This is a genomic window from Idiomarina rhizosphaerae (assembly GCF_024159085.1).
GTDB lineage: Bacteria > Pseudomonadota > Gammaproteobacteria > Enterobacterales > Alteromonadaceae > Idiomarina > Idiomarina rhizosphaerae.
This window is the reverse complement of the sequence record NZ_JAMZDE010000001.1, coordinates 99,154-117,814: the sequence shown is the minus strand read 5'-3', so window position 1 is coordinate 117,814 and position 18,661 is coordinate 99,154. Positions and strand designations below refer to the sequence as shown.

The following is an 18,661-nucleotide window of genomic DNA, read 5'->3' as shown; positions in this document are numbered from 1 at the left end:
GTCAGTATGAAGATGTTGAACAAAATGACGCTGAGCGCTGCATCGGGCTTATTATTGGGGTGCTCACCATTAGCTCAGGCAGGCAGCGCCGACAGTGTGGTGGTACTGCAGTATCACCACGTCAGTGACTCAACTCCGGCGGTAACCTCAATTGATCCGGCGACTTTCCGTGAGCATCTGCAATACCTGCAGGACCACAACTTTAATGTCATTGATATTACTGATGCTCGTGATGCCATTGAAAAAGGCGAAGAGCTTCCTGAGAAAGCGGTGGTTATAACCTTCGACGACGGCTATCAAAACGTCTATGAGAACGCTGTAGAGGTTCTGGAAGAGTTTGAAATGCCCTATACGGTGTTCGTTAACCCTGAACTTATACGTAAGCACAGCGGCCACTACATGGGCTGGGACGAGCTTAAAGAAATTCAGCAGAACGGCGCTACCATTGCTAACCACGGGCAGACGCACGCGCATCTTATTCGCAAGCAGGAAGATGAGAGCGATGAAGAGTGGCGCGAACGTATGCATTACGATGTGATTAGCGCACAAGAAGTCATTGATGAAAACTTAGGCGAACAGCAGAAATATTTTGCCTACCCTTACGGTGAGTACAACAACGAGTTGCGGGCGTTACTGGATGAATGGGGTTTTCTGGCCTTTGCTCAGCACTCAGGGCCATGGTCAAAATGGAGCGAAGACACTGTTATTACCCGCTTTCCGGCATCGGGTATCTATGCGAATTTGAATACCCTGAAGGCCAAGCTGAACTCTAAGGCTATGCCGGTAAGTGCTTACCAACCGGAAGAGCCTTTAATCGCAAATGATAATACAAGACCGACGATTAGCGTAACGCTGGAAGAAGGCGAAACACTAGACGATATGCGTACCGATGCGCTGCAGTGTTTTGCTGGTGGTTCAGTCTTAAAACCTGAGTGGGAAAGCGATACTCAGTTTAGTGTGACGCTTGAAAAGGATGTTAACATTGGGCGCTCACGCGTCAATTGCACGTCACCCAGCGCATCGGAGTCTCGTTACTATTGGTATTCCGTCGCGCTTATTCGTCCTGACGAAACAGGTAGCTGGCCTGATTAATCGGTGACAATAGCAAAGTCTTTTTTGAGCTGATCCATGCTGACCACCGGCACTTCTCCTCGCTGGTGGTCGGCATTAAAAATGGCTTTACGGTGCCCGTTGGGGTTAACCAGAATAATAGCGGCACTGTGGTTAACCAGATAATTTTCTTCGCCTTCATCGGGAATGGAATACATTAAGCCTAAATCGCGCACAAAGGGAAATAGCTCTTTGTGTTCGGCTCGCACACCGACAAAGTCGTCGCCAAAATAGTTAACGTATTGAGTTAAACGCTCAATGTCATCGCGTTGAGGGTCAACTGAAATCATCCAGACTTTCACTGGCTCGGACACTTCTTCCTGTAATGCAGGTAGCACCCCTTTGAGATCCGACATGGTGGTTGGGCAGATATCAGGACAGAAGGTATAACCGGTAAAGAGTAAGGTCCACTGGCCTTTGAGCGCCTCGTTTTCAATAGCGCCGTCGGCTGTGCTGTTTAACTTAAACGATTTTAACGCCCGCGGCGGTTCATAAACTAAAGCTTCGGGCTTCTCTTCCGGCCAAAAATTGTAAACCGCGAACCCGGCTGCAAGGGCGATAAGCGCCGCCAGCAGCGTAACGATACGACTCATTTCTTACTCCAGTTATACGTAGTGATCGACCAGTAAAATCACAAACAGCAGCATGAGGTGCCAGATAGAGAAGGCAAACATGTTAAAGGCTGTTTTCTTGCTGGGCGCGTATTTCAACTTCCAGGCGTAAGCCAGGAAAATTGCGTTCAGTACACTGACGCCGACCAGATAAATCATGCCTGTCATGCCAATTAAAAACGGCATAAGGCAAACCACGGTCAGCAAAACGGTGTACAGGAAAATACAGGTTTTGGTGAACTCAATACCGTGGGTTACCGGCAGCATTGGCACCTTGGCACGGGCATAGTCTTTAGCGCGGTGCACCGCAAGCGCCCAAAAGTGGGGCGGAGTCCAGGTGAATATGATCATCACCAGCAGCACCGCTGGCGCGTTAATTTCGTTGGTCACCGAGGTCCAGCCCAGTAACGGTGGCGCAGCACCGGCTAAACCACCAATGACAATGTTCTGCGGCGTAGCGCGTTTTAAAAACATGGTATAAACCACAGCGTAACCCACCATACTGGCAAAGGTTAACCAGGCGGTTAAAGGATTAACCCAGGCATACAGGGTCACAAAACCAATGACACCTATAGATGCAGCGAACGCAGTGACTTTTGCCGGTGATAAATTCCCCTGTGGTAGCGGACGGCGAAGTGTACGCGCCATTTTCGCGTCAATATGGCGATCAACCAAGTGGTTAATGGCGGCCGCAGCGGCAGACATGAGTCCAATACCGGTAAGCGCCGGCACCAGTACTTTCAGCGAAACCAGTTCCTCAGTGGCCAGACACATGCCCACTACAGCAGTTAGCAGCAGTAAGGCTACGACACGGGGCTTGGTCAGTTCAAGGTAGTCCCGCCAATGAGCGTTGCGCGTTTTTGTTATATTATTTGTGGCAACGGATTGCATAGTTTCAACTCCTCTACGCTTTTCTGGACAGGTTGTAATTCAACGCGACCAGCGACAGTAACAATAAAGCCCCTACGGCATTATGTGCCACTGCATTCCAAAGCGGTAATTGAAAGACTACGTTACTAATACCCAGCAGAATTTGCAAAGATAATAACAAGCCGATAACAATTAATGAACGCCGGAAAAAGTGCGACTTGGCTTTTCGCCAGCATTTAAAGAGTAGAGCACAAATCACTAAAAAAGTAATAATAGCGCCCACTCTGTGCATTACGTGCATGGTCATACGGTCGTTGTAGTCATGGGCTCCGTATTGATAGGTGTCGGCCTCAGGAATGCTGAAGGCTCCGGCAAAGTCCAGCTGCGTCGTCCAGTTACCTTCGCAAAAAGGAAGTTCAGTGCAGGCTACGGCGGCATAGTTTGCTGCAACCCAGCCACCTAAGGCTATTTGACCAATAACCACCAGTAGCGTAAAAAATGCCAGGCTGCGATAACGCCTGAGTTCCGGGTCACCACCAGCCAGTCTGAATGAAGATAGCCTCAGCGATAGCAGGTATAGCAGCGATATAACCGAAAAGCCGCCCAGCAAATGCCCCATAACTATGAGCGGTTGCAGGTTCATGGTGACTGTCCACATACCCAGAGCCGCCTGAAATATCACTAAGCCCAGAAGCAAAGTGGGCAACTTAACCGGAGTAGGGTAATGACTGTAACGACGGCTTTTAACCCAGGCAATGATGGCAATGGTCAGTATTAATAACCCCAGAGTGCCGGCAAAATAGCGGTGTACCATTTCATTCCAGGCTTTGGCGTGCTCCACAGGTGCATCCGGGAACCTGAGTTCCGCCTGCTGAATGTGCTCCTCCTGCGATGGTACCTTCAAAAAACCGTAGCAGCCGGGCCAGTCAGGACAACCCAGGCCTGCTTCAGTGAGCCGGGTAAAGGCGCCAAGAACAATAACGATAAAAGCAAAAAAGACACTAATTTTTACCAGTAAACGCATGTCATTTCCCTACCCAATTCTGGACAATTTAAGCAGTTTACGAAGATCCGCCAGCACGTTTTTACCTTCCGTTATCATTTGCTCTTTGTCCTCATGAGTGGGGTAATACAACATGACGTTATGCATCGGGTCGATAATAAACAAGGTGTTCGCTGGCAGAGCTGAAAGTTGTTTGATCAGTTCAGGCGTTACCAGCTGGGTAATATGCGGGGCGCTATGGTTGAACTCGGCCTTCAGACTCTCGCTTTGGTGCAATACTACGGGGGTTAGCCTATCGGTGTCTTTACCAATAGCGACATCGATTTGGTTCATAACGTATAAAGCATTTTCGCAGCTGATTGCACAGTTCTGCGGGGCGATATATCCCACTTGCCAACCTACTGGTAGCTGTTCGGCTTGTTGTTCTAAGGTAATGGTGGGTTGCAATAAAATGCCTTTATTGGTTCCCGCCTCATACCAGTTTTGAGACAAAAAAAGCCACGCGGCCAAAACGGGGACTATAAAAGCAAGGAAAACAATAATCATGGAACGGCGAGAGCGATTCAGGGAGCTCATCGGGTCTCCTCTTTTTTTGGTTGTTTATTCAGTTTTATAACAGCAAATACAAAAATCACCAAGCACGCAATGGCCAGCGAAAACCACTGAACAGCGTACCCCTGATGTTTTTGCGGCGACATTACCTGGGGTTTCCAGTTACGCTGCCAACCTAGGGTGTCTGGTGATTTCAATAAAAAGGTGTAGTCGGTTAACGGAATGTCGAGTTCCTTACTAATGGCGTTAGGCTGAAACTCTTGTACTCGTATTCGGTCATCAGCTAACTCGGTTTCATAAGTATTGCTGACAAATTTATTGTTCGAAGGAAAGTACAGGTAGCCCGTAAGATTCTGTCTACTCTCGGGAATATCTATTTCGGGCAGTTCTTGCCGGGATGCAGGAGCAGGTAACCAGCCCATATTAACAGGTATATAATTATCGGCTTTGGCGTCGGGGCGGAACAAGGCAATAACCTGATAGCCGACAATGCCGTCGGTCATTTTATTATCGAGAAAAAAGACCGGTTGTTGAGCAAAGTCACCACTCATTTTGACGAAAAGAAAGCGATCAGACTCAGAAGATATTGTTCCTAGCTGAGACAGAGCAGTTGCGTCCCCTTTTGATTGTTGCTGTTCGTAATCGGAAAACAGCTTACGCTTTTGTTCTGCGCGCTCTAGTTGCCAAAAACCTAGCTTGACCAACACCGCAATTGCCAGCAGAGTAACTAACGTAGCGATAAGAGGAAAACGTATGTTGGTCTTTTTTAAAATCATTATTGTACTGCTGCTTGGTTATATGGTGGTGAATCTGTTCCGCGCATTATTCAGTATGCTGCGCAACGACCCGAATAAACCACCCATGTCCCATTATTTGGGAAAACGGGTGGGAGTGGCCGCCGTTATCCTTGTGATACTGATAGCGGCGACTGCTAGTGGCTTTTTACCTTTAAACCCACGCCCCTATTAGACGGGGCGTTTTTTTAGAGTATGTAAACCACGACGAACAGGCACAACCAAACGACATCAACAAAGTGCCAGTACCAGCTAGTCGCTTGAAAAGCGAAGTGATTATCTGGTGTAAAATGCCCCTTCAAAACCCTCAGGAACATGATGATAAGCATGACTGTTCCTAAGGTTACGTGCATACCGTGGAACCCGGTGAGCATATAAAAGGTGTTGCCGTAAATGCCGGAATCCAGCGTTAAATTTAAGTCCTGATAGGCATGCACATACTCGGCACCTTGCAAATAGAGGAAGATGCAACCCAGAATAATCGTAATGCCAAGCATTGCGGTTAGCTGTTTACGTTTATTTTGTTCCAGACCTGTGTGAGCAAAGTGACAGGTAACTGAACTGGCCAACAAAATAAGCGTGTTGATAGCCGGCAGACCATACCAACCCATAGCCTGGGTTTCAGTGCCACCTGGTGTTTTTACCAACGGCCATTGGGCGACAAACTCTGGCCACAGAACTTCATTGGTCATAGCATTGTTACTGTCTCCCCCCAGCCACTGAACGGCAATAACGCGGGCGTAGAAAAGGGCACCAAAAAAAGCAGCGAAGAACATGACTTCGGAAAAAATAAACCAGCTCATGCCTTGTTTGTAGGAGTCGCCTAGTTGGTTACTGTATTTACCGCTCATGGATTCGTTGATTTGGTCACGAAACCAACCAAAGAGCATGACGGCTATAACGATTAAGCCAATGGTCAATACAGTACTGCCATAACCATCCTGCTCTTTGCTCATATCGATAACAGTGTGTCCTGCACCCCAGGCAATTAAGCCTAACCCAACTGCACCAACAATTGGCCAGGGACTGGAAGCAGGAACATAATAACTTTGTTGTTCTGCCATAACGTCGTTTCCTTATTCTGTTTTTAACAGCTGAGCAATTGCTTCAGCCGACGTATTGGCTGTCATATCGTACAGCGTGTATGACAGGGTAAATGTCGTAATATGATCGGGAATGTCCGGGTCCAGATAAAATTGCATTGGCATTTCTGTTTCAGCGCCGGCGGCCAGCGGTTGCTGGTTGAAGCAAAAGCACTCTACTTTGTTCAGGTAAAGAGAAGCTTCAGCGGGCGCTACAGACGGAATAGCCTGAGCGATCATGTTCGAGGAAGTGGGGTTTCCTGCTAAAAAATTGACCACTTTAACTTCACCCGGATGAATCTTGACTTGCTTGATCGATGGTTCAAACTTCCACGGAATACCTTTGGCATTGCGTGTCAGGAATTGCACCGTGACCGTGCGTGATTCATCTACTTCAACCTGTTGATAAACCGCCGCTTCGTTACTGGTACGACCGTTAAAGCCCGTCACTTCACAAAATACGTCGTAAAGTGGCACCAGCGCGAAGCCGAATGCGAACATTCCGGCGACTGTCAGTAACAGTCGCTTAACCAGAATGCTGTTGTCGGGACGCTGTTCAGACATGATTTATCACTCCACTTTGGGCGGTTTTTCAAAGGTGTGATAAGGCGCTGGTGACGGAACTGTCCACTCCAGTCCTTCCGCGCCTTCCCATGGCTTAGCCGCTGCTTTTTCGCCGCCTTTAACGCACTTAATAGCCACCCAAAGGAAAATAAGCTGTGATAACCCAAAGGCAAAACCGCCGATACTTGCTATCTGGTTAATATCAGCAAACTGCGTGGCGTAATCTGGAATACGTCTTGGCATACCGGCAAGGCCTGCAAAGTGCATAGGGAAGAACAGCACGTTTACGGAAATAAGCGATGTCCAGAAGTGAGTTTTCGCCAGCGTACTGTCGTACATATGCCCGGTCCACTTGGGTAGCCAGTAATAAGCCGCTGCCATAATTGAGAAAATGGCACCTGTGACCAAAACATAGTGGAAGTGGGCGACGACGAAGTACGTGTCGTGATACTGGAAGTCTGCGGGAGTTATAGCCAGCATTAAGCCGGAGAAACCACCTATGGTAAACAGGATCACAAACGCCAGGGCGAAAAGCATCGGCGTTTCAAACGTCATAGAACCACGCCACATAGTGGCCACCCAGTTAAATATTTTAACCCCGGTGGGAACGGCTATGAGCATAGTGCAATACATAAAGAACAATTCAGCAAACACCGGCATACCGGTGGTAAACATGTGGTGCGCCCAGACCAGGAACGACAATAATGCTATGGCCGCTGTTGCGTAAACCATTGAGGAGTAACCAAACAGTCGCTTACGGGCAAAGGCTGGAATAATTGCTGAAATGATACCGAAGGACGGTAAAATCATGATGTAAACTTCCGGATGCCCGAAGAACCAGAATATATGCTGGTACATAACTGGGTCACCACCGCCAGCCGCATCAAAGAAACTGGTACCGAAGTATTTGTCGGTCAGCAACATGGTAACCGCGCCCGCCAGTACCGGCATTACGGCAATAAGCAGAAAAGCCGTAATAAACCAGGTCCAGACGAACAATGGCATTTTCATGTAATTCATGCCCGGTGCGCGCATGTTCATAATAGTCACGATGACGTTGATAGCGCCCATAATGGATGAAATACCCATAATGTGTACTGAAAATACGAACAATGCCGTTGAATCGGAGCTGTAAGTTGTGGAAAGCGGTGCGTAAGCTGTCCAGCCAAATGCCGGGCCGCCACCTTCCATAAACAAAGAGCCCAACAAAATCATGAAAGCAAAAGGTAAAATCCAGAAGCTCCAGTTATTCATCCGGGGCAGCGCCATATCTGGTGCGCCAATCATCATGGGGATCATCCAGTTAGCCAAGCCCGTAAAAGCAGGCATAACGGCACCAAAAATCATAACCAGACCATGCACCGTGGTCATTTGGTTAAAAAACTGGGGTTCAACAAGTTGTAATCCGGGTTGGAACAGTTCCGCGCGAATGATCATTGCCATAGCGCCGCCCACCAGGAACATGGTGAAGCTAAACCATAAATACATCGAACCAATATCTTTATGGTTCGTTGTAAATAGCCAGCGACCAATACCAGACGGCTTATGATCGTGGTGTGTATCGTGATGTGTCTCTTCCACTACAGTGCTCATCACCGTCTCCTTATTGATTCATGACTTCGTTAATATCGGCGGCCTGAATCAGGTCTCCGGTATCGTTACCCCAGGCATTACGCTCGTAGGTGATAACTGCGGCTAACTCGCGCATTGAAAGCTGACTTCCGAACGCTTGCATAGCCGTGCCGGTAACGCCGTTAACGACAATGTCTATGTGTTTGCTTTTGGCTTCAGGGTCTGCCGCAACGCCGGAACCAGCAAGTGCCGGGAACACGCCGTTTACGCCTTGACCGTTTGCCTGGTGACAAGCTGCACAAGTACTGTTGTATACTTTCTCACCGAGATCCATGAGTTCGTCTTCTGACATTTCCATAGCGAGCAGTTCTTGTTCACGCTCCCGTGCTTTGCGTTGCTCTTCTTCTTTCTCGGTAATCCATTTTTCGTATTCAGCGGGCTCTTTAGCTATAACAACAATGGGCATGAAACCATGGTCTTTGCCACACAACTCGGCACATTGACCACGATAAATTCCGGGCTCTTCTACCCTAGTCCAGGTTTCATTAATAAAACCGGGGTTCGCGTCTTTTTTAATGGCGAAGTCAGGAACCCACCAGCTGTGAATAACGTCATCTGAGGTAACCAGAAAACGCACTTTCTTATTGGTTGGAATAACTAACGGACGGTCCACTTCCAATAGATAGTTTTCGCCTTTCTCAAACTCATTATCAATTTGTTCTTGCTGAGTGGCTAAACGGCTGAAGTATTCGACCTCATTTTCAAAGTATTTGTAGTGCCATTTCCATTGCGATCCGGTGACTTGCACCGTTACATCTGCATCTGAAGTGTCTTCCATGGCTATTAGTGTCGTGGTCGCCGGCACTGCCATACCTGCAAGTATCAGCAGCGGCACTATAGTCCAGGCTATTTCTACTTTGACGTTTTCATGGAAATTGGAGGGGGTTGGGTTCTTCGACTTCCGGTGTCGGATCATCGAAATAAACATGAGACCAAATACAATCACGCCAATCACACAGCAGATGTAGAAAATCGTCATGTGGAGATCGTAAACCCGGTTACTCACTTCAGTGACACCTTGGGTCATATTGAGACGCGACTGAGCAGCAGCCGGTAGACTCGTTAGCGCCAATAGTGCCCACAAAGGCTTCATTTTCACGTGGCTTCTCCTCTTATTCTTCAATGAGACAGCAAAGCAAGTTTTGCTAGCCTGAATTAGAAGAACAAAGAGGTAAGCAGAAAAAGGTACAGCTTCTCCCCAGAAATCGCTTTCTCTACTGACTCTTTGTTGTAGTTATCGTTGTTATATTATTTTTATATTCGGGTACTGCATTTATTAACGAATTTACAACGAAAGATCCAGATCAAATCACACGAACGAACAAAAAATAAGCGGATCTGTTAAAAAAAGGCTGCAAAAGCAGCCTTGGGGAAGAAAACACACTAACAAAGGTGGGGTTAGTGCAGGTGGGATGTCAGTGTGTTTTTATCAAACAGAAAATATTGTGTTTCACTTAATTTACTGGCCATTTTTGCACGCTGCCAGGTACGGCTGGAAACAGAGTCGAGATAACCAATAACCATACTACTGGTACCAGCCAGTAAAGCCTGCTCCAGCGCCCACTCACAGCGTTCGGTGGAGTGACTGCGTAACCAGCGAATTTGAGATTCAGCTACGCCACAGGCTATCAGTTGCTGAATAACGTTTTTATCGCCACCAATAACCGTTATCCACTGGCTAGGTTTTTGCTGCAACGCGCGCTGCACAACGGGGGACAGACTATCGACGTCAAATGAATCCTGACTGCTTTTCGCATCCACTGGGAAAGGTGACACCGCAGTTTCGGCAGTCCACAGACCCGGGTGGTGTAATTTTTGCTGATATTGAGTTTTCATAAGGTCGCTCCGTTTCTGATCACACCTACCGCAAGCCCTTCAATGGCAAAAACTTGCTCGGCAAGGTTGACAGTAATGGTAGAGAAATCTTCATTTTCTGGATGAAGCAAAATAGTTTTTCCGCGCTGTTCAAAACGCTTTACAGTGACTTCGTCTTCTACTCGCGCAACGACTATTTGGCCGTTACGAGCTTGTTCGGTTTTATGTACAGCTAGCAAGTCACCGTCTAAAATTCCAATGTCTCTCATGCTCATACCGTTTACTTTAAGTAAGAAACTGGCGGCAGGATGAAACAGTGATTCGTCAATTTTGTAATGACCTTCAACATGTTGTTCAGCCAATAAAGGTTCGCCTGCTGCAACCTGGCCTATTAACGGCAGGCCATCGGCGATATCGTAGTCATCGCCGACAAGGCGAATGCCGCGGGACATGCCGGGCAGTATTTCGATAACGCCTTTACGGGCCAGCGCTTTCAGGTGCTCCTCTGCGGAGTTAGCAGAGCGAAAACCCAGCTTATGGGCAATTTCGGCACGAGTCGGCGGCATACCGGTTGCGTGCAGATTATCCTTAATAAGCTCAAGAATTTCAGATTGTCTTGGTGTTAACGGGCGCATAATGTACCTGTTTATTTGTACAGTGATACTGTGAGTATATACAGGTAAATTGATTTCGCAAGTAATTTCTTGAACGACATTTTTACACGAAGTTGGTATCCTGTATTTCTGTTTAAAACAGAGGTCTCTATATGAAAGGAATAAGCCGCTTTTTCCCAATTTTTAAATACCCGTTACGCTGGTTAACGCGCTTTCAGGAAATTTGGGATGGCACTGAAGAAGAGCATTCAGCAACTGTTGGCAAGCCAATTGTCTATGTAATGCGTTCAACCTCTAAAGCGGATCTATCCATTTTACAGCGGGCGGCGCAGAAGCGCGGCTTGCCAGACCCTGTCGACCCTCTTGTGGTTAATGGTAAAACCTACAACCGAATCATGTACCTGGAAGAACTGGCGAATGATGTATCGGATCAAACGGTATCTGAGTTTCATCAGCTATTAACCCTGCATAAAGACCAGCCGGAGCTGGATGTGCAGCTGATACCCGCGGGCGTATTCTGGGGCCGCCAGGCCGGAGAAGAGGCACATGCCGGTAACACCATGACCGGTGACTTAGATAATCCTGGGCATTGGCGTAAATTCTGGCTGGTAATTTTTTCCGGTCGACAAGTGTTGCTGCGTTTTTCGCGCTCAGTCAGTCTGGGCACGATGGCGCGTGACCATGGCACAGATATGCGTATCGCGCACAAATTGGCGCGAGTAGCGCGAGTTCACTTCGTGCGTATGCGCCATGCGGTTGCCGGCCCTAAACTGAGTCAGCGTAAAGAGTTGATGTCAGCACTCATTAACACTCCGGCGTTAAAAAAGGCGGTATCGGATGAAGCCCGAGGCAAAAAGATTAGTGAAGAAGCAGCCCGCAAGCGCGCTTTATCCTATATCGATGAAATCGCCGCCAACTATAACTCGACGCTTATCCGGGTGTTAGACCGTTTTATGACCTGGATGTGGAACCGGATTTACAACGGCATTCATGTAAAAGGCGGGGATACGATTCGCCGATTAGCGCAACAAGGACATGAAGTTATCTATGTGCCTTGTCACCGCAGTCACATGGATTATCTGTTGCTCAGCTATGTTATTTATAAAGAGGGCCTTGTACCGCCGCATATAGCGGCTGGCGTGAACCTTAACTTTTTCCCAGTCGGCGGCATTTTCCGCCGTGGTGGGGCGTTCTTTATTCGCCGCAGTTTCCGGGGTAATAAACTGTATTCAGCGGTTTTTCGTGAATACTTGTGCTGGTTGTTCCAAAAAGGCTACCCGGTGGAATACTTCAGTGAAGGCGGCCGCTCCAGAACCGGCCGCTTATTACCGCCTAAAACCGGTATGCTGGCAATGACTGTACAAGGCATGCTTCGCGACCAGCAACGACCGGTATCGCTGGTGCCTGTGTACCTTGGTTACGAGCATATTATGGAAGTGGCTACTTACCTGAAAGAGCTTAAAGGTAAGGACAAAGAAAAAGAGTCGGTTTTTCAAATTCTGAAAACCGTTGCCAAGCTGCGAAACTTTGGTCAGGGTTTTGTCACTTTCGGTCAGCCTATTAATTTAAAGCACCATTTGGACAAAGTGGCACCTAACTGGCATGAGTCGGTCACCCGTGGGGCACAGGAACCTGAACGTCCGGGCTGGTTGAATCCGGTGGTAGGTGGCTTAGCCGAGCAAGTTATGCAGGGCATTAACGATTCGGCCGCGGCAAACAGTGTTAACCTTACCGCATTGGCGTTACTGAGTTCAGAGCATCACGCACTGATGAAAGAGGAATTGTTGGCTCAGTTGGAGGTTTATCTGGGCGTGCTTCGCGAAGTACCATACAGCAATATGATGAGCGTGCCAGACGAGACACCGGAAGAGCTTTGGCAGCAGGCATTGCGTACTGACAAATTTACTGTCAATAGCGATACCATGGGTGAAGTCGTCTCGCTGGAGCACATGACAGCCATAGCCATGACTTACTATCGGAATAATATTCTTCACTTGATGGTGGTTCCCGGCATTGTTGCGTCAATTATCATGGCGAAGAAAACAGTCAGCGTGGCTGAAATTGCTGCGCGGACACAGGCAATTTATCCGTCGTTAAAAGCTGAACTTTATTTGAGTCATAATGTTGAAGACCTACCGCTCTGGACAGAAGCTCTTGCCGAAGAGTTGGCACGCCAGCAGTTAATTACTCTGGAAGACGGTGTTTGCACCATTGCACAACGGGAAAGTGCGCAGTGGTATCGGTTACGGCTATTGGCCAACAGTGCCAGTGAAACCTTGCAGCGTTACTGTATAGTACTTGAGTTGCTGCAACAGGCGCAGCCCATCATGCGCGCGGATCTCGAAAAGCAGTCTATTACCCTGGCCGAACGTTTAAGTTCTATTCACGGCATTGATGCGCCGGAATTTTACGATAAGAAAGTCATGTCGACGCTGATAGCCAGTTTAAAACAGCAAGGTCTGGTAGAAATTAATGACGAAGGCCAGCAAATTGCTGCAGAGCCAGTGGGCGAGCTCAGCGACCAGGTCGATGAGCTCATTGACGGACCCGTGCTGCAAACCATTCGTCAGTCGGTGGAGCAGTTCGTTCAGCAGCTAAAAGAGCCGGCCGAACGTGAACCGAGGGAAGAGCAAAAACCGACTGAGAGTGATCAGAACCAGTAATGCACGGCTAAGCCAATAGCGAATACCATACCAATATAATGGTTATGCAGAAAAGCCTGGAAGCACTTTCCGGGCTCTCTGTGCCGTATTAGCCAGTGCTGGTAAGCAAACAACAGAAAGACAGCCGCTAATGCCAGCCACACCCAAAGTTCGACGGTAATTAAGTGCAATACCCAGCCCAATAAGGCCAGAGTAGCCAACTGCATCAGGCCAATAGCCAGACGATCGAAGCGACCAAACAAAATTGCCGTGCTCTGCAGGCCTATTTTTAAGTCGTCCTCGCGGTCTGCCATGGCGTATTCAGTATCGTAGGCAACCGTCCAGAGAATATTGGCAAGGAACAACAAGCCAGCAATAAACCATTGGTCAGATTCTAGTGCGGTAAAGGCCATGAGAATGCCGAAACTAAAGGCAATACCCAATACAATTTGTGGCAAATGCGTCCAGCGTTTACAAAACGGGTAAAGCGCAGCTACGCCGGCCGCGAAAAAGCTGAGCATGACAGTTTCTGTGTTCAGTTGCATAACCAACCCGAAGGCAATGGCTAACAGAGCGATAAAACCTATCATTGCCTCAGTTGCCGATATTCTTCCCGCCGGAATAGGACGTTGGCGGGTTCGGCGCACGTGACCGTCATAATTACGGTCGGCAAAGTCGTTAATAACACAACCGGCAGAGCGCATGACAAAAGTACCGAGCAGAAATATAACAACGATACGCAGGGGCGGCTCGCCGGCTCCGGCTATCATGAGTGCCCAGATGGTCGGCCAGGCAAGTAGATAGGTACCAATGGGTCTGTCTGCACGCATTAACTGCCAAAAAGCGATTAACTTTTGCATACTAACTCCTTTTATTCGGCGACGAGTAAAGTGACGACGGCTGCAGAAAAATTTCACTGACTAACAGTTGCTCACCACTCGTTGAAAACATTCTGCGTCTGCCCAGCAGCCTCTGGTTTTGCCCAAACCACTGCTGATTAAGCTGAGCTACCGGGTGCGTTAAAACAACCTCTGCCACTTCTATATGCCCGCAGTGTAAGTCGCTACGGGCAAATAAAGACTCACCCAGTGACTGATTTCCCAGTTTTTGTAAATTCAGTGTATTGGCGTTTTCGGCGCTGGGTGAAAATAGACTGCGCGCAAAAACCCAAGGCTTTTCATCACAGTATAGTAGAACTTCGCGGATAACGGCCTGGTCTTTACCTTTTAACCTTCGTTTTTCTTCAGTGTTAGGGGCAAGCAACTGCTGGCCGAGTAACTTAACGGAGAAATGCTGACCTACCTGCTTCAGACGTTCTGTAAGCGAACCTTCGTATAGCAGCCAGTCGGCCTGTGTTGGGGTTAATTCAAGTTGTTCGGGCGGTGTCCATTGCAGCGCTTTGCTAACTGGAAAAGCCGGGGTAGCATAAAACTCTGTTGTCATTTGTGTTGGCGTTATTAAGCTCTGTCGCTATGATAGCAGAGAGAACTTAATTGAACAGCAATCGGGCCGGGTAGGGCTATGAAACTTCTGATAACAGTATTCGCCAGTATTTTTCTTTGGTTCAGCAGTGTAACAGTGGCGTCGGCAGACGACGTTTCGTACTACGGCTTTGAGCCTGATATCACCACCAATTACCTGAAAGAGGGTAATGATTACCGGTTGGGCTTTATTCGGGTTGCTATTGAAGTGATGGTGCCGGACCCCAGTTACGTTAGTGTGGTAGAACACCATGCGCCTTTATTGCGTAATGCCTTCGTGTCAATTTTAAGTACCGCGACTGAACGCCAGGTTCGCACCATGACGGGACGCGATCAACTTCGCTTAAAATGTATAGAAAGAGCAAAAGAACTGATGCTGCAGGAAACCGGTAATCCGGTTATCCGCGACGTGCTTTTTACCAAGTACATTTATCAGTGAAGCTGCCGCATTTTAGGGTTTAACCAACGCACTACAAAACCTGCGAAACAGCCGGAAAGCAACCCGGCCAGATGAGCCTCGTTAGCAACATTTATCCAAAGCATGTCGGTGTAGCCAATTACTAACCACAGCAGCATGAAGATAATGAGCCCTGGTGGCAGGTACAAAGGCGTTGGGCGATTGAAGCTGTATATCCAGCAGAAACCAAGCAAGCCATAGACCACACCGGACAACCCGCCAAAGTTAGGGCCATTGAACAGGTACTGAATAACGTTTGCAGCAATACCGCAGAATAACAGCAGAGCCAGTAACCAGGATATACCCAGAGAACGTTCAATACGGCCGCCCAAATACCACCACCAGAAAATATTAAATATCAGGTGAAGGAGCGTAAAGTGCATCAGTACCGGGGTAATAAAGCGCCAGGGTTGATCATAGGGAAGCGCCGAAAAATATTGGCTGATCCTCAGTGTCTCCAGTACGGTTTCGGGGTACATTTGTACCATTCCGAATACCAGCAACGCCAGAACTGCGACAATTCGGGTTAGCCAGCCGCTTTGCTGCAGCAAACTAAAAGACAAGGACGATGAGCCTCTTTCCGAAGTCCGCTTTGCTTGAACGGGCGCAGCGGCAAGCTCTGGGTTATCTTTAAACTGTTGAATCAGTGTTTTAGCGGCAGCTTCATAACTGCTCTGATGTAACCATAATTCCAATTGCTCACCGCGTTCGGTAACGCTGACTGGCATGCCTTGCTGACGTAAATACTGATACAGCTTGTGCATCCAGTCTGAGTCGCGGCTGCTGAGCAATCGTCGCATGGTTTACTCCCTTTCGGTATGTTCAGGAAAAGACATGGACCAGGCCGTGTAACCGCCATCCATGCTGTGTACATCAGTGAAGCCGTTGCCTGCTATGTAATCAGCAGCACCCTGACTGCTAATGCCATGGTAGCAAACCACAATCACTTTTTGGTTTTTATCAACCGAACTCAGGAACTGCGGCAGGTTGCTGTTATCCAGGTGTTGAGAGCCCGGAATGTGACCCGCAGCAAATGACTGCGGGTCACGGATATCAACAAAAACCGCATCGCCATTTTGCCAATGCTCAACGGCGATGGGTAATTCCATTAGCTGATGATTGCTCATTTACGCGTTAATCCCAGTTCAGTATGACTTTGCCGGACTGGCCTGAAATCATGGTTTCAAAGCCTTTCTCAAAATCATCAATAGGCATTTCGTGCGTTAAAATAGGCGAAATATCCAGCCCCGACTGCAGCAAGCTGGCCATTTTGTACCAGGTTTCGAACATCTCACGACCGTAAATGCCCTTAATGACTAAGCCTTTGAAAATAACCTGGTTCCAGTCTATAGCGATGTTTTCTGGCGGAATGCCCAGCATGGCAATTTTGCCGCCATGGTTCATAGTTTCCAGCATTTGTGAAAACGCAGATGGAACACCGGACATTTCCAGGCCCACGTCGAAGCCTTCTTTCATGCCGAGCTCAGTCATTACGTCGGACAGTTTCTCTTTGCTAACGTCAACCGCGCGGGTCACCCCCATTTTACGAGCTAAGTCGAGGCGGTATTCGTTTACGTCGGTAATCACCACGTGGCGTGCGCCAACATGACGGGCAACGGCTGCAGCCATAATACCAATAGGGCCCGCACCGGTAATCAGCACGTCTTCGCCTACCAGGTCAAAAGCCAGCGCGGTGTGAACCGCATTACCAAACGGGTCAAATACGGCTGCCATTTCGTCTGTGACATCGTCTGGCAGTTTAAAGGCGTTTTCAGCTGGCAGTGCTAAGTATTCTGCAAAAGCACCCGGACGATTCACACCCACACCGTAGGTATTGCGGCACAAGTGGCGACGGCCGGCGCGGCAGTTACGACAGTGACCACAAGTAATGTGGCCTTCGCCAGATACGCGGTCACCAATTTCAAAGCCGCGAACACCGTCGCCCATAGCGGCAACTTCACCCACGTATTCGTGTCCTACCACCATAGGCACAGGAATGGTTTTCTGCGACCAGTCGTCCCATTTATAAATGTGAACATCGGTACCGCAAATGGCGGTTTTCTTAATTTTAATCAGCAAATCGTTGTAGCCGCACTCCGGCTTTTCAACGTCCGTCATCCAAATGCCGGGTTTTGCGTGCAGTTTTGATAAAGCTTTCATTTTTTACTCCTTAAATCACACCCAGCTCTTTACCAATGCGGGTAAAAGCTTCAATGGTGCGATCCAGTTGTTCACGTGTGTGTGCCGCAGACATCTGCGTGCGGATACGAGCTTTGCCTTTAGGAACGACAGGGAAGGAAAAGCCGATCACATAAATATCTTCTTCTAACAGGCGGTCTGACATTTCAGAGGCCAGTTTGGCGTCGCCGACCATCACCGGAATAATGGCGTGGTCTGCGCCACTTAAGGTGAAGCCTGCTTTAGTCATTTGCTCACGGAAGTAGCTGGCGTTTTCCCACAGTTGACTGCGCAACTTGCCGCCTTCTGCCAGCATATCCAGTACACGAATAGACGCCTGCACAATGGCCGGTGCTACTGAGTTAGAGAACAGGTAAGGGCGTGAACGCTGGCGTAACCAATCAATGACTTCTTTTTTTCCTGAAGTATAGCCACCAGAAGCACCACCCAGCGCTTTACCTAAGGTTCCGGTGATAATATCAACACGGCCAATAACATCGCAGTATTCATGTGTACCTTTACCATTTTCACCTAAGAAACCGGTGGCATGGCAGTCGTCCATCATGACTAACGCGTCGTATTTGTCGGCCAGGTCGCAAATGCCTTTTAAGTTGGCAATAACGCCGTCCATTGAGAACACACCGTCGGTTGCTATTAACTTGTGGCGTGCGCCGTCTGCGTCAGCTTGTTTCAGCTGTGCTTCTAAGTCTTCCAGATTGTTGTTTTTGTAGCGGTAGCGTTTCGCTTTACTTAAGCGAATACCGTCAATAATGCTGGCGTGGTTGAGTTCGTCACTAATAATGGCGTCTTCCGGGCCCATTAGGGTTTCGAACAAACCGCCGTTGGCGTCAAAGCATGATGAATATAAAATGGTGTCTTCAGTACCTAAAAACTCGCTCAGTTTTTGCTCCAGCGTTTTGTGAATGTCCTGAGTGCCACAAATAAAACGCACTGAAGCCGTACCAAAACCGTGTTCGTCCAGGCCTTGTTTAGCGGCTTTAATTAGGTCCGGGTGGTTGGCCAGACCCAGATAGTTGTTCGCGCAGAAGTTGAGTACCTTGCGGTTATTCACCGTAATTTCAGAGCTTTGGTCGGAACTGATAATACGTTCTTTCTTGTACAGGCCTTCGGCTTTGGTTTCGGCCAGTTGGTCGGCCAGTTGCTGATAAAAGGCTGAGCTCATTTTTTACTCCACTATTTGAAAACGTAAGTTACCCTCTAGTTTACTGATGTTAGTCGCAACTCGCATCCTTAAT

21 protein-coding genes are annotated in these 18,661 nt (G+C 48.3%); 4 read left to right on the top strand and 17 right to left on the bottom strand.

Annotation, left to right across the window (positions count from 1 at the left end):
- Positions 1-6: 6 nt before the first annotated feature.
- Positions 7-1,092, top strand: coding sequence for a polysaccharide deacetylase family protein (locus NJR55_RS00640; RefSeq protein WP_253616916.1), 1,086 nt, complete (start codon positions 7-9; stop codon positions 1,090-1,092).
- Here NJR55_RS00640 and NJR55_RS00635 read toward each other — a convergent pair.
- The 5 genes from NJR55_RS00635 to NJR55_RS00615 are packed head-to-tail and all read right to left on the bottom strand — an operon-like array spanning position 1,089 to position 4,922.
- Entirely contained in the window at positions 1,089-1,703 is a 615-nt protein-coding gene (locus NJR55_RS00635; RefSeq protein WP_253616914.1) for an SCO family protein, read from the bottom strand. The two genes, NJR55_RS00640 and NJR55_RS00635, sit on opposite strands and share 4 nt — an antisense overlap.
- Before the next feature lie 12 nt (positions 1,704-1,715).
- Positions 1,716-2,612, bottom strand: coding sequence for a heme o synthase (gene cyoE / locus NJR55_RS00630; protein ID WP_253616912.1), 897 nt, complete (start codon positions 2,610-2,612; stop codon positions 1,716-1,718).
- Between the two features lie 13 nt (positions 2,613-2,625).
- The gene (locus NJR55_RS00625; RefSeq protein ID WP_253616910.1) at positions 2,626-3,615 is read right to left on the bottom strand and encodes a COX15/CtaA family protein; all 990 of its coding nucleotides are present in this window, start codon (positions 3,613-3,615) and stop codon (positions 2,626-2,628) included.
- Between the two features lie 9 nt (positions 3,616-3,624).
- Positions 3,625-4,170, bottom strand: a complete 546-nt coding sequence (locus NJR55_RS00620; protein WP_253616908.1) for a hypothetical protein — start codon at positions 4,168-4,170, stop codon at positions 3,625-3,627.
- Positions 4,167-4,922, bottom strand: coding sequence for an SURF1 family protein (locus NJR55_RS00615; RefSeq protein ID WP_253616905.1), 756 nt, complete (start codon positions 4,920-4,922; stop codon positions 4,167-4,169). Before NJR55_RS00615 ends, NJR55_RS00620 begins: the two co-directional genes overlap by 4 nt.
- On the opposite strand from NJR55_RS00615, the gene NJR55_RS00610 reads away from it, so the two are divergent.
- Positions 4,900-5,115 carry a DUF2909 domain-containing protein gene (locus NJR55_RS00610; protein WP_253616902.1) on the top strand — a complete coding sequence of 72 codons (216 nt, stop codon included), beginning with the start codon at positions 4,900-4,902 and terminating at the stop codon, positions 5,113-5,115. The two genes, NJR55_RS00615 and NJR55_RS00610, sit on opposite strands and share 23 nt — an antisense overlap.
- A gap of 13 nt (positions 5,116-5,128) precedes the next feature.
- Here NJR55_RS00610 and NJR55_RS00605 read toward each other — a convergent pair whose 3' ends face one another.
- The 6 genes from NJR55_RS00605 to lexA form a co-directional block, all read right to left on the bottom strand.
- A complete protein-coding gene (locus tag NJR55_RS00605) occupies positions 5,129-6,004 on the bottom strand; it encodes a cytochrome c oxidase subunit 3 (protein ID WP_253616900.1) in 876 nt (291 codons plus the stop codon).
- 12 nt (positions 6,005-6,016) lie between these two features.
- Positions 6,017-6,586: a cytochrome c oxidase assembly protein gene (locus NJR55_RS00600; protein ID WP_011233520.1), complete on the bottom strand. Its 570-nt coding sequence runs from the start codon at positions 6,584-6,586 to the stop codon at positions 6,017-6,019.
- A gap of 6 nt (positions 6,587-6,592) precedes the next feature.
- Positions 6,593-8,179: a cytochrome c oxidase subunit I gene (gene ctaD / locus NJR55_RS00595; RefSeq protein ID WP_110013040.1), complete on the bottom strand. Its 1,587-nt coding sequence runs from the start codon at positions 8,177-8,179 to the stop codon at positions 6,593-6,595.
- 10 nt (positions 8,180-8,189) lie between these two features.
- Positions 8,190-9,311, bottom strand: coding sequence for a cytochrome c oxidase subunit II (gene coxB, locus NJR55_RS00590; protein ID WP_253617519.1), 1,122 nt, complete (start codon positions 9,309-9,311; stop codon positions 8,190-8,192).
- 305 nt (positions 9,312-9,616) lie between these two features.
- Positions 9,617-10,054, bottom strand: coding sequence for an SOS-response cell division inhibitor (locus NJR55_RS00585; RefSeq protein WP_253616897.1), 438 nt, complete (start codon positions 10,052-10,054; stop codon positions 9,617-9,619).
- Positions 10,051-10,668: a transcriptional repressor LexA gene (gene lexA / locus NJR55_RS00580; RefSeq protein WP_011233524.1), complete on the bottom strand. Its 618-nt coding sequence runs from the start codon at positions 10,666-10,668 to the stop codon at positions 10,051-10,053. The genes NJR55_RS00585 and lexA overlap by 4 nt, the downstream gene beginning before the upstream one ends.
- 131 nt (positions 10,669-10,799) lie before the next feature.
- Here lexA and plsB point away from each other — a divergent pair, with 131 nt between their 5' ends.
- Positions 10,800-13,310, top strand: a complete 2,511-nt coding sequence (plsB, locus tag NJR55_RS00575) for a glycerol-3-phosphate 1-O-acyltransferase PlsB (RefSeq protein WP_253616894.1) — start codon at positions 10,800-10,802, stop codon at positions 13,308-13,310.
- Here the strand turns inward: plsB and ubiA are convergent.
- Positions 13,298-14,149 carry a 4-hydroxybenzoate octaprenyltransferase gene (gene ubiA, locus NJR55_RS00570; RefSeq protein ID WP_253616892.1) on the bottom strand — a complete coding sequence of 284 codons (852 nt, stop codon included), beginning with the start codon at positions 14,147-14,149 and terminating at the stop codon, positions 13,298-13,300. The genes plsB and ubiA overlap by 13 nt on opposite strands.
- A gap of 1 nt (position 14,150) precedes the next feature.
- Positions 14,151-14,732 carry a chorismate--pyruvate lyase family protein gene (locus NJR55_RS00565; RefSeq protein WP_253616890.1) on the bottom strand — a complete coding sequence of 194 codons (582 nt, stop codon included), beginning with the start codon at positions 14,730-14,732 and terminating at the stop codon, positions 14,151-14,153.
- Between the two features lie 78 nt (positions 14,733-14,810).
- On the opposite strand from NJR55_RS00565, the gene NJR55_RS00560 reads away from it, so the two are divergent.
- Positions 14,811-15,209, top strand: a complete 399-nt coding sequence (locus tag NJR55_RS00560) for a flagellar basal body-associated protein FliL (RefSeq protein ID WP_253616886.1) — start codon at positions 14,811-14,813, stop codon at positions 15,207-15,209.
- On the opposite strand, the gene NJR55_RS00555 is transcribed toward NJR55_RS00560, so the two are convergent.
- From NJR55_RS00555 to NJR55_RS00540, 4 genes are read right to left on the bottom strand one after another with little or no spacing between them, the layout of a single operon-like run.
- Positions 15,203-16,027, bottom strand: a complete 825-nt coding sequence (locus NJR55_RS00555; RefSeq protein ID WP_253616868.1) for a rhomboid family intramembrane serine protease — start codon at positions 16,025-16,027, stop codon at positions 15,203-15,205. The two genes, NJR55_RS00560 and NJR55_RS00555, sit on opposite strands and share 7 nt — an antisense overlap.
- Positions 16,028-16,030: 3 nt before the next feature.
- Entirely contained in the window at positions 16,031-16,354 is a 324-nt protein-coding gene (glpE, locus tag NJR55_RS00550) for a thiosulfate sulfurtransferase GlpE (protein ID WP_253616866.1), read from the bottom strand.
- A gap of 7 nt (positions 16,355-16,361) precedes the next feature.
- A complete protein-coding gene (tdh, locus tag NJR55_RS00545; protein ID WP_011233531.1) occupies positions 16,362-17,387 on the bottom strand; it encodes an L-threonine 3-dehydrogenase in 1,026 nt (341 codons plus the stop codon).
- A 10-nt stretch (positions 17,388-17,397) separates the two neighbouring features.
- A complete protein-coding gene (locus tag NJR55_RS00540) occupies positions 17,398-18,588 on the bottom strand; it encodes a glycine C-acetyltransferase (RefSeq protein ID WP_253616865.1) in 1,191 nt (396 codons plus the stop codon).
- Positions 18,589-18,661 lie beyond the last annotated feature (73 nt).

What these genes read in the sequence shown, in the direction of transcription:
- NJR55_RS00635 (WP_253616914.1), bottom strand. Translation starts at nt 1,703, where the DNA reads ATGAGTCGTATCGTTACGCTGCTGGCGGCGCTTATCGCCCTTGCAGCC.
- lexA (WP_011233524.1), bottom strand. Translation starts at nt 10,668, where the DNA reads ATGCGCCCGTTAACACCAAGACAATCTGAAATTCTTGAGCTTATTAAG.
- glpE (WP_253616866.1), bottom strand. Translation starts at nt 16,354, where the DNA reads ATGAGCAATCATCAGCTAATGGAATTACCCATCGCCGTTGAGCATTGG.
- cyoE (WP_253616912.1), bottom strand. Translation starts at nt 2,612, where the DNA reads ATGCAATCCGTTGCCACAAATAATATAACAAAAACGCGCAACGCTCAT.
- NJR55_RS00540 (WP_253616865.1), bottom strand. Translation starts at nt 18,588, where the DNA reads ATGAGCTCAGCCTTTTATCAGCAACTGGCCGACCAACTGGCCGAAACC.
- NJR55_RS00615 (WP_253616905.1), bottom strand. Translation starts at nt 4,922, where the DNA reads ATGATTTTAAAAAAGACCAACATACGTTTTCCTCTTATCGCTACGTTA.
- NJR55_RS00600 (WP_011233520.1), bottom strand. Translation starts at nt 6,586, where the DNA reads ATGTCTGAACAGCGTCCCGACAACAGCATTCTGGTTAAGCGACTGTTA.
- NJR55_RS00625 (WP_253616910.1), bottom strand. Translation starts at nt 3,615, where the DNA reads ATGCGTTTACTGGTAAAAATTAGTGTCTTTTTTGCTTTTATCGTTATT.
- tdh (WP_011233531.1), bottom strand. Translation starts at nt 17,387, where the DNA reads ATGAAAGCTTTATCAAAACTGCACGCAAAACCCGGCATTTGGATGACG.
- ubiA (WP_253616892.1), bottom strand. Translation starts at nt 14,149, where the DNA reads ATGCAAAAGTTAATCGCTTTTTGGCAGTTAATGCGTGCAGACAGACCC.
- NJR55_RS00560 (WP_253616886.1), top strand. Translation starts at nt 14,811, where the DNA reads ATGAAACTTCTGATAACAGTATTCGCCAGTATTTTTCTTTGGTTCAGC.
- ctaD (WP_110013040.1), bottom strand. Translation starts at nt 8,179, where the DNA reads ATGAGCACTGTAGTGGAAGAGACACATCACGATACACACCACGATCAT.
- NJR55_RS00565 (WP_253616890.1), bottom strand. Translation starts at nt 14,732, where the DNA reads ATGACAACAGAGTTTTATGCTACCCCGGCTTTTCCAGTTAGCAAAGCG.
- NJR55_RS00555 (WP_253616868.1), bottom strand. Translation starts at nt 16,027, where the DNA reads ATGCGACGATTGCTCAGCAGCCGCGACTCAGACTGGATGCACAAGCTG.
- coxB (WP_253617519.1), bottom strand. Translation starts at nt 9,311, where the DNA reads ATGAAGCCTTTGTGGGCACTATTGGCGCTAACGAGTCTACCGGCTGCT.
- NJR55_RS00610 (WP_253616902.1), top strand. Translation starts at nt 4,900, where the DNA reads ATGTTGGTCTTTTTTAAAATCATTATTGTACTGCTGCTTGGTTATATG.
- NJR55_RS00640 (WP_253616916.1), top strand. Translation starts at nt 7, where the DNA reads ATGAAGATGTTGAACAAAATGACGCTGAGCGCTGCATCGGGCTTATTA.
- plsB (WP_253616894.1), top strand. Translation starts at nt 10,800, where the DNA reads ATGAAAGGAATAAGCCGCTTTTTCCCAATTTTTAAATACCCGTTACGC.
- NJR55_RS00585 (WP_253616897.1), bottom strand. Translation starts at nt 10,054, where the DNA reads ATGAAAACTCAATATCAGCAAAAATTACACCACCCGGGTCTGTGGACT.
- NJR55_RS00620 (WP_253616908.1), bottom strand. Translation starts at nt 4,170, where the DNA reads ATGAGCTCCCTGAATCGCTCTCGCCGTTCCATGATTATTGTTTTCCTT.
- NJR55_RS00605 (WP_253616900.1), bottom strand. Translation starts at nt 6,004, where the DNA reads ATGGCAGAACAACAAAGTTATTATGTTCCTGCTTCCAGTCCCTGGCCA.